This window comes from Bradyrhizobium sp. NBAIM01 (genome assembly GCF_020194115.1).
Classification (GTDB): Bacteria; Pseudomonadota; Alphaproteobacteria; order Rhizobiales; family Xanthobacteraceae; genus Bradyrhizobium; species Bradyrhizobium yuanmingense.
Map to the genome: position 1 here is coordinate 1 of NZ_JADYVU010000012.1, position 13,234 is coordinate 13,234.

The following is a 13,234-nucleotide window of genomic DNA, read 5'->3' on the forward strand; positions in this document are numbered from 1 at the left end:
CGCTGTCCAGGATGCCATCGGCACCGGCGTAGCCGGCGCGAAGCGTCCTGGACAGCGGTGAGCACCGCGCTACCCTGTTGCATTAAGGCACGAAACCTCTTGACCAAGGCTAGGAGGTCCTACGGCATCTCAGCCCGCCGCAGGCAGCGCATCCGACGGCAGGCCCCACGGGCGCTCCGCCGATGCCAGTCCGATCAGGCGGCCCTGGATGTAGTCGCAGCCCCAGTCGCGCAACATGTTTGCGGCTTCGTCGTCCTGCACCCATTCGGCGACGGTCTTGATGTCGAGGCGGCGAGCGAGGTCGATCAGAGTCTGCACGAAGGCGCGGTCGTCGGCGGAATGGGTGATGTTCTGCACGAAGGCGCCGTCGATCTTGACGATGTCTACGCCGAGCTTGCGCAAATTGCGGAACGAGGTGTAGCCGGCGCCGAAATCGTCGATGGCGATGCGGCTGCCGAAATGCTTGAGGCGGCTGACGAAGGCGCGGACGTCGTCGATGTCCTGGATCGCGACCGTCTCGGTGATCTCGACGATCAGCCGCTCGGCAACGCCGGGATGGGCCAGCATCAGCGATTCGATCCCCGCCCACCAGTCCGGATCCATGGTCGTATCGGGTGAGATGTTGAGGCTGAGGCAGACGTCGGGCGCCGCCGCGAGCTCGGCGACCACGAGCTCGAGCACGCGGTGATCGACCAGGCGGATCAGGCCGAGCCGTTCGGCGACCGGCACGATGTCGGGCGCGAGCAGCACCTGGCCGTCGCCCTGGTCCATCCGCACCAGGCATTCATGGAATGCGCGCTCGCGCGAGACAGCCGAGACCACGGGTTCATAGGCGAGCCTGATGCGGCGCTCGTTGAGCGCGGTGACGATCTCGTCGGTGACGCGGATGTTGACGCGGCGCTGTGCGTCGCGCGCGGCATCCGGACGCCAGGCCGCGAATGAGCCGGAGCGGCGGCGCTTGGCGGCGTCCAGCGTCTCATGGGCGCGGTTGACGGCCTCGTCGGTGTTGCGGGCATAGCGCGGCAGACTGACCGCGCCGATCGACGCGGTGACCGAGACCGGACCGGATTTGGTCGGCACCACCTCGTCGCGGATGCCGGCGAGGAAGCGCTCCGCAGCCACGTTCATGTCGTCGACGGTGCAGTTCTTCAGGATCAGGCCGAACTTGTTGCCGGAGAAGCGCCCCAGCACGTCGCCGCCGCGCAGGCGCGCGCGAATGCGCTTGGCGACGTCGAGGATCACGGCGTCGGCGACGTCGAAGCCGAAAGCATCGTTGACGCGGGCGAGATGATCGATGCCGACCAGCATGAAGGCCGCTGTCGAGCGGAAGCGCGTCGTCTCCTCGATCGCCTCGGCCAGCGCCGCGATCAGATGCGAGCGGTTGAGCTCGCCGGTCAGCGGATCGAGCCGGGCCAGCCTGCTCAATTCCTCGTCGCGGGCGTGGCGCTCATTGTTGATGCGGACGGAGCCGATCGCTCGCGTGGGACGGCCGTCGGGACCTGCGAACCAGCGGCCGGTCTCCTCGATCCAGATCACGGGATCGGAGGCGCTCATGCGCACGCCGTACTCGATTCGGTAAGGGGTGCCGTCGGCGCCGTGCACCGGGGACGTCAGTGCCAGCGCCGCCGTCCGCAGCGTTTGCGCGGGCTCGATCAGCTTGGCGAATTCGGCGCCGGTCGAAAGCCGCTCGGCGGGAATGCCGGGGAATACGGCGCTGACCTGCTCACCCCAGACGATGGCATCGCTGGCGATGTCCCAGGCGAACACGGCCTGACCGAGCGCGGCCAGGATGTCGGAGGCTTGCGGCAATCCAGGGGTCAAAGTCGCCTCGTTTCGGGACAGTGGAGAAGTCCTGAGCCGGCACAGGATAGAGCCAGATTCGCTGCCGAACCTAGGCAAAGTTGATAAACAATTTGGAAACCACGTTTCCGAAGGCGTCGGAACCAAACCGGCCCGGCCGGCATAGGCCTTGCGAGTACAGGACTCGCGCCGGCCCCCGCGTCTCGAAACGCGACAGTCTCGCCGGATCAACGGTGATTGCGATGTTGAGTACTGATCGATCGGACGCGGCGGACAACGGCACAGGCACGGCCTTGGTGCCGCTGATGCCGACGTTGCGGTGGGTCCATAAGGTGCCCCTGCCCCGCCCCGATCCGAGCTTCGTCACACAATTGATCGCCAATGCCGAGCAGCTGCCGCAAACGAGCCGGCTCCGCCGCGCCTCCTCCGAGGATGCGCTGATGGCCTATGGCAGCAAGCGCCCGCTCGGAACCGTCAGCGCGCGCACGCGTCAGGTAGCTTAAGATTGATTGAAGTGAGAGCGCGCTTCTTACCTCTCGCCGCTTGCGGGGAGAGGTCGGATCGCCTCGGCGATGCGAAGCATCGTCCGGTGCGATCCGGGTGAGGGGGTACAGGTCCCGCGGCTATCGCATCCGCGGAGAGAGGCCCCTCACCCCAACCCACTCCCCGTAAGAACGGGGCAAGGGAGCACACTGCCGCGGCGGTGAGATGCGAGCCAATTCAGAGAAATCAGCGCGGCGGCGTGTCGGAAGACGGCGTGCCGTTCCCCGGCTGCAGCTGCGGCGAGGGAATTTCCGGCGAGGGGGCGCCCTGCACGGGCTTGGGCGCCGGGTGATCCATCAGCACGGATTCGGCGACGGATTGCGCGGTAGGTGCGGCCGGCGCCGGCTGCGGCGCGATCACCGGCTCGAACTTGCGCTCGGACTCCACGTCTTCCGCCGGCGCTTCGGCCCTGCGCTTGGCCTTACGAGGGGCCGGCACCGTGGTCTCGGCGACATAGGTGACGCGGCGGCGCGTGCGCTGGGCGATGCCAGCGAAGAAGTCCGCCATCGCCAGCAGCACCAGCAGAAAGAAGGTGGAGTTGCCGAATTTGGGCCACATCACGAATTCGGCAGCGGCCGCGCCGAAGATGATCAGCGACAGCAAATGATCCATCAGGAATTTCGAGCCCGGCCGCGCACCCTTGACCACCTCGAGCAGCAGCAGAACGATGCCGAGCGCGAGCAGGAGATCGGCGAGCGTGACCGGCCAGACCTCTCCGGACACCATAGGCACCTTGAACAGCACGTCCGTGAAGGACACGGTCGGCATCAGGAAGGCGATGATGTTGTAGACCGCGAGCGGAATCAGGAGCAGCGGGAAACCGACCATCGGCTTGATGCCTTCTCGATCAAGATATCCGGACAGAACAATGCAGCGGCGAAGCATCCGCTCCGCCGCCGTCACCGTCTATCTCATGGGTTGGCCGAATCGGGCGGGTCGATCTCCCGCCCGAGAAAGATCCTGGCTTCAGGACTCTTTCTTCTTCAGGACCTGGCGGCCCTTGTACATGCCGGTCTTGAGGTCGAGATGGTGCGGACGACGGAGCTCGCCGGAGTCCTTGTCTTCCACATAGGTCGGCTTCTTGATGGCGTCCGCCGAGCGGCGCATGCCACGGCGCGACGGCGAGGTTTTTCTTCTCGGAACGGCCATTTCAGTATCCTCTAGGGATTGGTGTCATCAGGGCATCGTCCGCGAAGGGACGGCTCAGCACCCGCAAATAACGAGGCGAGCTGAATGCCGATCAAGGCCGCGCTTATAGAGGAAGGCTGGCCGTAAAGCTAGGCTCTTGGGCCGGAAAATGCGACCGGAACGGGCCAAAAATCAGCGATTTTCCCGCCAACAGGTCGCAAGCGAGCTCGCCTGCCCCCGCGCCATATAGGTGGCTGCCAGCCGCCGGACGCCCGGTCCCGGGGTCCGGGCGCTGCGCTTGACCGGATTCGGCAGGATCGAGGCCAGAAGCGCCGCCTCGCGGGGCGAGAGGCTTTCGGCCGATTTGCCGAAGGCATAGGCGCTGGCCGCCTCGACCCCGAACTGCCCCTGCGGGCCGAGCTCGGCGATGTTGAGGTAGATTTCGAGAATTCGCTGCTTGGGCAGGACGAGGTCGATCCAAAGCGCCAGCGGGAATTCGAGCGCCTTGCGAACGAAGTCGCGCCCCTGCCACAGGAACAGGTTCTTCGCGACCTGCTGGGTGATGGTGGAGGCGCCCCGGAAGGCGGTGCCGTCCTCCCTGGCGTCGTCGATCGCCTCGCGCAGCGCCCCCCAATCGATGCCGTGATGCTTGCAGAAATGGGCATCCTCGGCCGCCACCACCGCGCGCGGCAGAGAGGGCGACATATCAGCGAGATCGATCCACTCCCGCTGCATCGGCGCGCCCCGCAGGCTGCGCCAGGCCATCAGCGTCGAAACTGGGTGACCGGTGCGGTAGAACGGCGCGATCACATAGGGCGCGAGGACCACGAGCGCGAGCACCACCAGCAGGATTTTGACGATGCGCAAATCGACCTTTCCGGTGCAAACTGAAGAGCGGCCACGGGCTGTAGTATTAAGTCTGTGATAATTCGGGCCTTTTCCAGCACTTTTTAGGCCTTCCAAACGATTGACTGGCGCGGGCGCATAAAGGATTGTCCCGCCGAATTTCAGTTCTGGAGCCCTTCTTGATGACCGGCACGTCCCCGTCCGATTTCGCCAAACGTCTGGACAAGACCGCTGATGACACCGAAGCCCTGCTCGGGCGCCTGCTGTCGGACGACATCCTGCATGACGAAATCGCCCGGCCCAAGCGACTGATGGACGCAATGCGCTATTCGAGCCTGAACGGCGGCAAGCGCCTGCGGCCGTTCCTGGTGGTCGAGAGCGCCGGCGTGTTCGGCGTGCCGCGCGAGGCGGCCCTGCTCGTGGGCGCCGCGCTCGAATGCATCCATTGCTATTCGCTGATCCATGACGACCTGCCGGCCATGGACAATTCGGACCTGCGCCGCGGCCGCCCCACGCTGCACAAGCAGACCGATGACGCCACCGCGATCCTCGCCGGCGACGGCCTGCTGACGCTCGCCTTCGACATCATCACCCGCGACGAGGTCCATCGCGACGCCAATGTGCGGCTGCTCTTGACGCGTGCACTGGCGCGCTGCGCCGGCATCGGCGGCATGGTCGGTGGCCAGATCCTCGATCTCGCCGGCGAAGGCCGCTTTGGCGGCAACGAGCCGATCGATGTCGCCCGTATCCAGCAGATGAAGACCGGCGCGCTCTTGCGCTACGGCTGCATTGCCGGCGCGATCCTCGGCCAGGCCTCGAAGGCGGAATATCAGGCGCTCGACGATTACGGCCGCGCGCTCGGCGAAGCCTTCCAGATCGCCGACGATCTGCTCGACGTCGAGGGCGATGCGGCCGCGCTCGGCAAGCCGGCCGGCGCCGATGCCGCGCTCGGCAAGACCACCTTCGTGACCCAGCTCGGGATCGAAGGCGCCAAGCAGCGCGTGCGCGACCTGCTCGCGCGCGCCGACAGCGCCGTCTCGATCTTCGGCGACCGCGCCGCAATTTTGCAGGCCGCCGCGCGTTTCGTGGCCGAGCGGAAGAACTGAGCTAAAGCGCGATGCGATTAGGATGAATCGTCATCGCGCTTTAGGTTATTGTTCGAGTGGTCAGGAAAGCCGTGCCATTTCAGTTGCAGACCTCGACATTGGCGTCGACGTGGGGGCCGCCGCCGCCGCGATAAACGAGGCGGCAACCGGGCCTGACCGGCCGGCAGAGCAGAGCGTTGCAAAAGATCTGACCACTGCCGCTCGAGGCACGGCCCGCGCCAGCCGCCGCGGCTGCACCGTAGCCACCCGCAGCAGCACCGGCCCGCTGCCGCGCGGGGCGGTCCTCGCCGTCGTCGCGCCGCGAGGTCGCGGGCTTTGACGCGGGCTTGGCCGCGCGCTTCTTCTCGCATTCATTGTCGTCGTTCAGGACATAGCCGTTGCCGCAAACGATCCTGGTGCACTTGTCGCCTTCGGCCTTGAAACCGTGCTCGCAGACCAGCGGGCAGACCCGTGATGGCTTGGCCTTGACCGCATCGAGCGCGTCGGTGCTCGCCACCTTCACGTCGAGCTTGGTGCCGGCATAGCGGTTGAACTGCGACAGCGACCGCTGCGAGGAGGTATTCCAATTGCCGTCGGCCTGCCCGGAGAAGCAGCCGACGCGGCCGAGCTCGCTCTGCACCGAGCGGTTGAGATCGGCCGGCGCGGTCGTCGGACTGAGCGCGGCGACGTTGGTGCCGGCAGCGCTCGTGGTGTTGCCCGGCGCAACGCCCGGCGCCGTGGCGGCGAGGTTGACGCGCTGTTGCTCGGCGGCGGCGGCCTGCTGCTGGGCCTGCTCCTTGGCCTTCTGCGCAGCAAGCTGCGCCTGCTCGGCGGCCTTCGCATCGGCCGCGGCCCTGGCTTGCGCATCCTTCTGCGCGCCGAGCGCAGCAAGGCGGTCGCGCTCGGCCTCGGCCTGCTTCGCTTTCGCGATCGCCGCCGCATGCGCCTGCTCCGCGCCGATCTTCTCGAGCTGGAGCTTGGCGAGGCTCGCATAGAATCCGTCCGGATGCTGGGCGAGGAAGGCTTCCCACGCCGGCCGGTTGCCGACCTGGAGCGCGAGCTCGTAGTCGCGGCGGATATCGGCCTGGGGATTGGCTACGGGCGCCGCCGGCGCCAGCTTGACCGGCACCAGCGGCACGTCCTCGCCACCAAGCGAGCCATAGACGAACGGCTCCTGCTTGTTGCCGGTCGACTTCAGCACATCGTCGCGCACGAATCCGAAGGCGCGGCGGACGTCGAGGCCCGGCGTCGTCAGATGCTTCGACAGCGCGATGGTGAACGGGCTGTTGGCACCGTCGCCGTCCTGCGCGGTGAAGCCGGCCTTGGCCGAATAGGCGATCAGCGTGTTGGGGCTGGACGGCTCGACCTGGGCGAGGCCGCGGCCGATGCCGCGCGAAGCGACCGTGCGCTTCATCCGCTTGCTGAACGGATTGTCGCGGCAGGCATCGAGGATCACCAGACGCAATTGCTTGGCGGGCTCGACCGCGACCAGGACACGGTCGAGGGAGAGCGCCTCGTCAAAGACGTCAGTGTCCCGCTCGAGCTTGGCATCCACCGGGATCAGATAGTTCGAGCCCTCCACCTCGATGCCGTGGCCGGCGTAGTAGACCACGGCGATTTCGGCGTCGCGGGTCGCGTCGGCGAAGTCGCGGAGCACGCGCCGTGTCTCCAGCGCCGACAGATCGTGCCGGGAGTCGACGACGTCGAAGCCGGCCTCCTTCAGGGTCTTGGCCATCACCGACCCGTCATTGACGGGATTGGCGAGCGAGGGCGCGTGCTGATAAGCCGAATTGGCCAGCACCAGCGCCACCCGCTTTCCGGCAACAGCCGGCCCGGCGCCGAACATCAGGCCGAGGGCGACGAAGAGCGGACAAAGTCTGAACAAGCTGCGCATGACACGACTTCCGATGGTTCCGGGCCGTCCGGCCCTTTGGGACCGCTTTAGCAACATCCTCCGCCGGCGCTTGTGATGGAGGTCACGAAGCGGACCCCGACGGCAGGCCGTACGACCTCTTTTGTTTGTCGCGCCAGCGCTGTCGCGGTTCGCCAACGGACGGCGGTGCGGACCGGGTTCCGTCAGACAACCCCGATGTGCTCCCGATATTGCGGCAGATCGTCCGTAATTTCATGCCAGGGCGCCTTCGAGCCGACGAAAATATGGGCGCTCGGCCGGATGGAGGGGGCATCGACCAGGGTTCCCATGGCGACGTGGACCCACTCTCCTTCCCGGACCCGGGAATAGAGCAGCGAGCCGCAGCGGCCACAATGCGCGTCATGGGTGGTGTCGTCGCCGAAAATCATCCGGAGGTCGCCGCCCCTAACAATGCGAAGCCTGTTCTGCCGGATGCCGGCGAAGGGCTTGAAGGCGGCACCGGTGGTGCGCCGGCAGTTCGAGCAGTGGCAGTTCATCGCATAGGCGAATGCGTCGGCCACCTCGAAGCGCACGGCGCGGCAAAAGCATTCGCCGACAAGAATGCGAGCGTTCGAATTTTCTGATTCTGCCATCGTGACGCCTTCGCGCAAATCGCTGACACACCCATAGCGCATTTCAACGTGTACGACTAAGTTGGCCCGAAGCCATCATGCAAAGGAACGACCCATGAGCCAGGACCGGTCGAGCGTCGAAGCCGTCGTGCAATCGTATTTTGACGGACTTTACGAGGGCAACGCCGACAAGCTCGGCGCCATCTTCCATCCCTCCGCCGATCTGCGCTGGGTCGAAAAGGGCGAGCTCCAGGTTCTGACCGTGCCGGACTGGCTCGACCGCGTGCGCAAGCGCGCCTCGGCCAAGGCCGAAGGCAAGCCGCGCGAGGACTTCATCGTCACCATCGACCGGTCGGACGACAAGACCGCCTTCATCAAGGTGCGCTGCCAGCTGCCGCCGCGCTATTTCACCGATTATCTCGTGGCGATGAAGCTCGCCGACGGCTGGCAGATCGTGTCGAAGTCGTACCGATATGATTTGAGGGAGTGACGGGCGCCGTCCTGCTGCCCGAATTCGGACGCACTCGCTATCCAATTCTCCGTCATTGCGAGCGCAGCGAAGCAATCCAGAATCTCACCGCGGAGACAGTCTGGATTGCTTCGCTGCGCTCGCAATGACGATGCGGATGCAGCGTCCGCTCCATCTCCCACCCCTGCTCGCCTGGAAATCACCATGCTTGTCGACCGCCGCGCCCTGATCGCCTCATTCGCCTGGTTGGCCGCCTCCCCTGCGCTCGCCGGGGATGCCCCATCAGAATTCGAATCCTACGAGCGCGAGAGCGGCGGGCGGATCGGGCTCTATGCGGAGAATCTCGCAACCGGCAAGAAGCTCGCCTGGCGCGCCGACGAACGGTTCGTGATGTGCTCGACGTTCAAGGCTTCGCTCGCCGCCAGCGTGCTGGCGCGGGTCGATCGCGGCGAGGAGCAGCTCGCGGCCATGATCCCCTATGGCCAGGCGGATCTGCTGGAATACGCGCCGGTGGCGAGGGAAAATCTCGCGGCCGGCAAGATGTCGGTCGGCGAGATGTGCAAGGCCATCGTCGAGCTCAGCGACAACACCTGCGCCAATCTGCTGCTGGCGCGGATCGGCGGCCCCGCCGCGCTGACCGCCTTCTGGCGGTCGCTCGGCGATACCACCTCGCGGCTCGACCACAACGAGCCCGAGCTCAACCGCTCGCAACCCGGCGACCCCCGGGACACCACGACGCCGGCAGCGATGGCGGGAAATTTGCGCCGGCTGGTCGCGGGCGAGGCGCTGTCGCCTGCTTCGCGGGCCCTGCTCACCGACTGGATGGTGAACTGCAAGACCGGCGCAAATCGCCTGCGTGGCGGACTCCCGGCAGGCTGGAAGATCGGCGACAAGACCGGCAACAACGGCAAGGACGCCTCGGGCGACATCGCGGTCGCCTGGCCGAAGCCGGATACGCCGATCCTGATCGCGGCCTATACCCAGGGCGGCACGCCGAGCGCGGCGCAGATCGCATCCGCGTTCGCGCGGATTGGGCGGATGGTGGCCGAACGGCTGGCGTGAGCCGCGCATTGACCTAGCCGTCGCTTCCGGGTCAAGACAGACCATCATGGAAGCGAAGTTTCAGACCTTTCTCATCCTGCTGGCCGTGCTGGCAGGCGTGGCACTGGCCGCGCGACGCTTCAACGTCGCCCCTGCCATCCTGCTGATGCTGGCGGGCGTCGGCCTCGCTTTCGTGCCGGGCATGCCGACTGTGGAGCTGCCGCCGGAGCTGGTGCTGCTGGTGGTGCTGCCACCACTGATCTACTCGGCCAGCGTCGCGATGAGCTGGCGCGAATTCAAGAAGAACCTGCGTCCGATCGTGCTGCTCGCGGTCGGCGCCGTGATCTTCACCACGGCGATGGTGGCGGCCGCCACACACTACATGATCGGCCTGCCCTGGACCGTCGGCTTCCTGCTCGGGGCCATCGTCGCGCCGCCCGACGTGGTGGCGCCGCTCGCGATCGCGCGCCGGCTGAACATGCCGCGCCGCATCCTGGTCGTGCTCGAAGGCGAAGGTCTCGCCAACGATGCCACCGCGCTGATCCTCTACCGCTTCGCGCTCGCCGCGATCCTCATCGGCCACTTCTCGCTGCCGCTCGCGGCCGGTGAATTCCTCCTCATCGTCGCCGGCGAGATCGCCTTCGGCATCGGCGTCGGCTGGCTCTCCTTGCGCCTTCGCAAATGGTCTGGAGATCCGCAGGTCGAGCTGACGCTGTCGCTGATCACGCCCTATGTCTCGTACTGGCTGCCCGAGCATATCGGCGGCTCCGGCGTGATCGCAACGGTGGCCTGCGGGCTCTATGTCAGCTGGAACGGCCCATTGCTGATCTCCTCGGCGACGCGCCTGCAAGGCATCTTCTTCTGGGATCTCGTGATCTACCTGATCGAGGGCATGCTGTTCCTGCTCACCGGTTTCCAGATGCGCGCGCTCTACGAGAAATCAAAGACTTTTCCGCTCGACGACATTCTCATCGCAACCGCATTGGTCCTGGTGATCGTCGTGATCGCGCGTTTTGCCTGGCTCTATCCCGCAACTTATCTGCCGCGAATGCTCTCCAGGTCGCTGCGCGAGCGCGATCCTTCGCCGCCATGGCAATGGCCATTCGTGCTCGCCTTCACCGGCGTGCGCGGCGCGGTGTCGCTGGCCGCCGCGCTGGCGCTGCCGTTCACGCTGCCGAATGGCGAGGCGTTTCCGTATCGCGACCTGATCCTGTTCGTCGCCTTCGGTGTCATCTTCGTGACGCTGATCGGCGTCGGCCTGACGCTGCCGCCGATCGTGCGGTGGCTCGGCGTCGCCGAAGCCGGTCGTCACGAGCATGCCGCCGAGCACGAAGCGGAGATCGCCGCGCGCCGTCAGGCGCTGGAGGCCGCGCTGAAATCGCTCGACGCGCTCACGGCGGAAAAAGAGGTTTCCGACGAGGTGATGCGGCTGCTGCGCGCCCGCCACGAGATCCGCTTCAACCAGCTCCCGGACTCGCTCGATCCCAACCGTCACGACATCTCTGCCGCCGGCACCGCTCTGACCCGCGAACTGATCGCCGCCGAGCGCAAATTCATCCACAAGCTGCTGCGCGACGGCCAGATCACCGACGAGACGCGGCGGCGGATCGAGCGCGATCTGGATCTGGAGGAGGCGAGCCTGGCGAATAGGGAATATCGAGCCGGGCCGCTGTAGCTTCCTCGTCATTGCGAGCGTAGCGAAGCAATCCAGACTGCCTCTGCGGAAGGACTCTGGATTGCTTCGCTGCGCTCGCAATGACTGCTGCTGAACCGGCAGGGCCAACTACCGTCTCTCGCAAAACTCCCTCATCGCGACCGCGACGGCTTGTGCGACCGCCTCGTGTCGCTCCGGCGAGTTCATCTCCATTTCCTCGTCGCGATTGATGATCGAGCCCGCCTCGAGCAGCACGGCGGCGCTTCGCGTGCGCGACAGCACGACCAGCCCGTCATAGCGGTAGACGCCGACATCCTTGTCGAGCAGCTGGCGCCGGTAGCGGCCCATCACCGGCAGCGTGTACTGGCTGGCATAGTGCAGGCCCTGCTGCTTCAATTGCCGGCCGATCATCCTGGCCAGCATCAGGCTGGCGGCAAAGTGCGGATTCTGCCGCGACACGAACAGCGAGTGGCCCGAAAAGCGATCGCTGAAATAGCTCTTTGCGCCGTCGAATTCCCAGGTCTCGAGCAGCTTGTCCGGCACCGAATCATGATGGACCGACAGGAACAGATCGGCGCGGCCTTCGTTTGCAGCGCCGACGCGCTTGAACAGGCTCGGCCGTGCCTTGCCGTCGGTGACGAGCAGGCGGGTTGCGGCAAAGCCCTCGGCCTTGAGCTTGGCCGTGATGAGCCGGGCGAGGCGGAAGTTGAAGCCGAACTCCGGATCGTTGCGTGCGCTCAATGCACCGTAGGAGTCCGGCGTGTGGCCGACATCCACGACGATCCGGAATTTGGGCGTCTCGCACTTGAATGAAGGTGAGGGTTTCGGCTCATGTCTCGCACTCTTGCGCGCGATAGCAGCCTCGCCGGCCGTGACGAATGCAAGCGATGACAGAACGATCGAGGCGACCAGCCCGACGATGACGCTCCGCAGGTGCCTCAAGCGCTACTCCGCTGCTGCTCACGCATGCCGGTGCCGGGACCGCTTTCGGTGAGGAAGTTGTAGTCTTTCGGGACGAAAGATGACGCGACCTTCGGCGGTGCTTTTTGCTTTTGATCACCTTGACGCAGGGAGGTCCGAGCGTCAACGCGCGGTCTGACCCAGGGCGCCCCCTGTCTTGGGCGATCAGGCCGACCATCGCGTCGGCAGCTAAGTATTTGAGACGAAATGAAAATGCCGATTGTGTCGTTGCGCGATGCGGCACTGGCAATCGCGCGATTCCCGCGCTCGCGGAGATTGTCGGCGACTGTTGCGGCGGAGCGACGGACGAACGCGCAACTAGCCGGTATTTAGGGCGGGTTTGAATTCGAATCGTCCATTGAATGTCTACGGGGTCAAATGAAGAAACTCGCATTCGCAACCGCCGCTCTGATGGCGCTGTTCACAGGCGCGGCGTCGGCCGCTGACCTTGCAGCCCGACCCTACACCAAGGCACCCGCAATCGCCCCCATCTACGACTGGAGCGGCTTCTACGTCGGCATCAACGGCGGTGGTGGCTGGGCCGACAAGTGCTGGGATATCTACAACGATGCCGGCTTCACCGTTGCGCCGCCCTTCCGGGAAGGCTGCCACAATGCGAGCGGCGCCACCGTCGGTGGTCAGGTCGGCTATCGCTGGCAGGCCACCAATTGGGTGTTCGGTGTTGAGGCGCAGGGCAACTGGGCCGACTTCACCGGCTCCAATTCCAGCTTGTTCTACGGCAATTTCACCAACCGATCCGAGGTTGATGCGCTCGGCCTATTCACCGGCCAGGTCGGCTACAGCTGGAACAACGTTCTCTGGTACGTGAAAGGCGGCGCCGCCGTCACCCGCGACAAGTACGAGGGCGTGATCACCAGCATCGGCTTGGTGTTTGATCGCGCCACCGAGACCCGCTGGGGCGGTGTCGTAGGCACCGGCATCGAATTCGGTTTCGCGCCGAACTGGTCGCTGGCGCTCGAATACGATCACCTGTTCATGGGCCATCGCGACATCACCTTTAGCTCGTCGATCGTTCCGGGGGTCACGCGCGGTGATACGATCCGCCAGGATGTCGACATTGTCACCGCCCGCATCAATTACCGCTTCGGTGGCCCGATCGTCGCCAAATACTGACTTTGGCACTTCTTCGACAAACGAAGCCCCGGTCTCGCGTCCGGGGCTTTCCTTTGCGCGAAGCTGACTGATTGATGTTGGTCTCCCGAG

The 13,234-nt window shown here is 65.5% G+C and carries 13 protein-coding genes; 6 read left to right on the plus strand and 7 right to left on the minus strand.

The genetic code is table 11. The annotated features are described in order from the left end of the window. Positions 1-129: 129 nt before the first annotated feature. Complete coding sequence (locus I6F31_RS28540; RefSeq protein ID WP_109142101.1) at positions 130-1,821, minus strand: bifunctional diguanylate cyclase/phosphodiesterase; 1,692 nt, start codon at positions 1,819-1,821, stop codon at positions 130-132. Between the two features lie 221 nt (positions 1,822-2,042). Here I6F31_RS28540 and I6F31_RS28545 point away from each other — a divergent pair, with 221 nt between their 5' ends. Beyond that, on the plus strand, positions 2,043-2,303 hold the full coding sequence (locus I6F31_RS28545; RefSeq protein WP_036002219.1) for a hypothetical protein: 261 nt from the start codon (positions 2,043-2,045) through the stop codon (positions 2,301-2,303). A 226-nt stretch (positions 2,304-2,529) separates the two neighbouring features. Here I6F31_RS28545 and I6F31_RS28550 read toward each other — a convergent pair whose 3' ends face one another. From I6F31_RS28550 to mtgA, 3 genes are all read right to left on the minus strand, one after another. Next, positions 2,530-3,171, minus strand: a complete 642-nt coding sequence (locus tag I6F31_RS28550; RefSeq protein WP_036002287.1) for a hypothetical protein — start codon at positions 3,169-3,171, stop codon at positions 2,530-2,532. A gap of 138 nt (positions 3,172-3,309) precedes the next feature. Next, positions 3,310-3,492, minus strand: coding sequence for a 50S ribosomal protein L32 (rpmF, locus tag I6F31_RS28555; protein ID WP_007598106.1), 183 nt, complete (start codon positions 3,490-3,492; stop codon positions 3,310-3,312). A gap of 171 nt (positions 3,493-3,663) precedes the next feature. Further along, the gene (gene mtgA / locus I6F31_RS28560) at positions 3,664-4,338 is read right to left on the minus strand and encodes a monofunctional biosynthetic peptidoglycan transglycosylase (RefSeq protein WP_036002223.1); all 675 of its coding nucleotides are present in this window, start codon (positions 4,336-4,338) and stop codon (positions 3,664-3,666) included. A 161-nt stretch (positions 4,339-4,499) separates the two neighbouring features. Between mtgA and I6F31_RS28565 the strand changes: the two genes are divergently transcribed. Next, positions 4,500-5,423: a polyprenyl synthetase family protein gene (locus tag I6F31_RS28565; RefSeq protein ID WP_225144854.1), complete on the plus strand. Its 924-nt coding sequence runs from the start codon at positions 4,500-4,502 to the stop codon at positions 5,421-5,423. 79 nt (positions 5,424-5,502) lie between these two features. Here the strand turns inward: I6F31_RS28565 and I6F31_RS28570 are convergent, their stop codons facing one another. Both I6F31_RS28570 and I6F31_RS28575 read right to left on the minus strand, forming a co-directional pair. Beyond that, positions 5,503-7,296: a caspase family protein gene (locus I6F31_RS28570; protein WP_225186469.1), complete on the minus strand. Its 1,794-nt coding sequence runs from the start codon at positions 7,294-7,296 to the stop codon at positions 5,503-5,505. Positions 7,297-7,478: 182 nt separating this feature from the next. Then, the gene (locus I6F31_RS28575; RefSeq protein WP_225148620.1) at positions 7,479-7,907 is read right to left on the minus strand and encodes a GFA family protein; all 429 of its coding nucleotides are present in this window, start codon (positions 7,905-7,907) and stop codon (positions 7,479-7,481) included. A 94-nt stretch (positions 7,908-8,001) separates the two neighbouring features. Between I6F31_RS28575 and I6F31_RS28580 the strand changes: the two genes are divergently transcribed. The 3 genes from I6F31_RS28580 (at position 8,002) to I6F31_RS28590 (ending at position 11,071) form a co-directional block, all read left to right on the plus strand. Beyond that, a complete protein-coding gene (locus tag I6F31_RS28580) occupies positions 8,002-8,376 on the plus strand; it encodes a nuclear transport factor 2 family protein (protein WP_036038516.1) in 375 nt (124 codons plus the stop codon). 183 nt (positions 8,377-8,559) lie between these two features. Then, positions 8,560-9,417 carry a class A beta-lactamase gene (bla, locus tag I6F31_RS28585; RefSeq protein WP_225183685.1) on the plus strand — a complete coding sequence of 286 codons (858 nt, stop codon included), beginning with the start codon at positions 8,560-8,562 and terminating at the stop codon, positions 9,415-9,417. A 46-nt stretch (positions 9,418-9,463) separates the two neighbouring features. Further along, on the plus strand, positions 9,464-11,071 hold the full coding sequence (locus I6F31_RS28590; protein ID WP_036002237.1) for a Na+/H+ antiporter: 1,608 nt from the start codon (positions 9,464-9,466) through the stop codon (positions 11,069-11,071). Positions 11,072-11,179: 108 nt separating this feature from the next. On the opposite strand, the gene I6F31_RS28595 is transcribed toward I6F31_RS28590, so the two are convergent. Next, on the minus strand, positions 11,180-11,992 hold the full coding sequence (locus I6F31_RS28595; RefSeq protein WP_225130537.1) for an N-acetylmuramoyl-L-alanine amidase: 813 nt from the start codon (positions 11,990-11,992) through the stop codon (positions 11,180-11,182). Positions 11,993-12,388: 396 nt separating this feature from the next. Between I6F31_RS28595 and I6F31_RS28600 the strand changes: the two genes are divergently transcribed. Next, a complete protein-coding gene (locus tag I6F31_RS28600; RefSeq protein WP_225183684.1) occupies positions 12,389-13,144 on the plus strand; it encodes an outer membrane beta-barrel protein in 756 nt (251 codons plus the stop codon). Positions 13,145-13,234 lie beyond the last annotated feature (90 nt).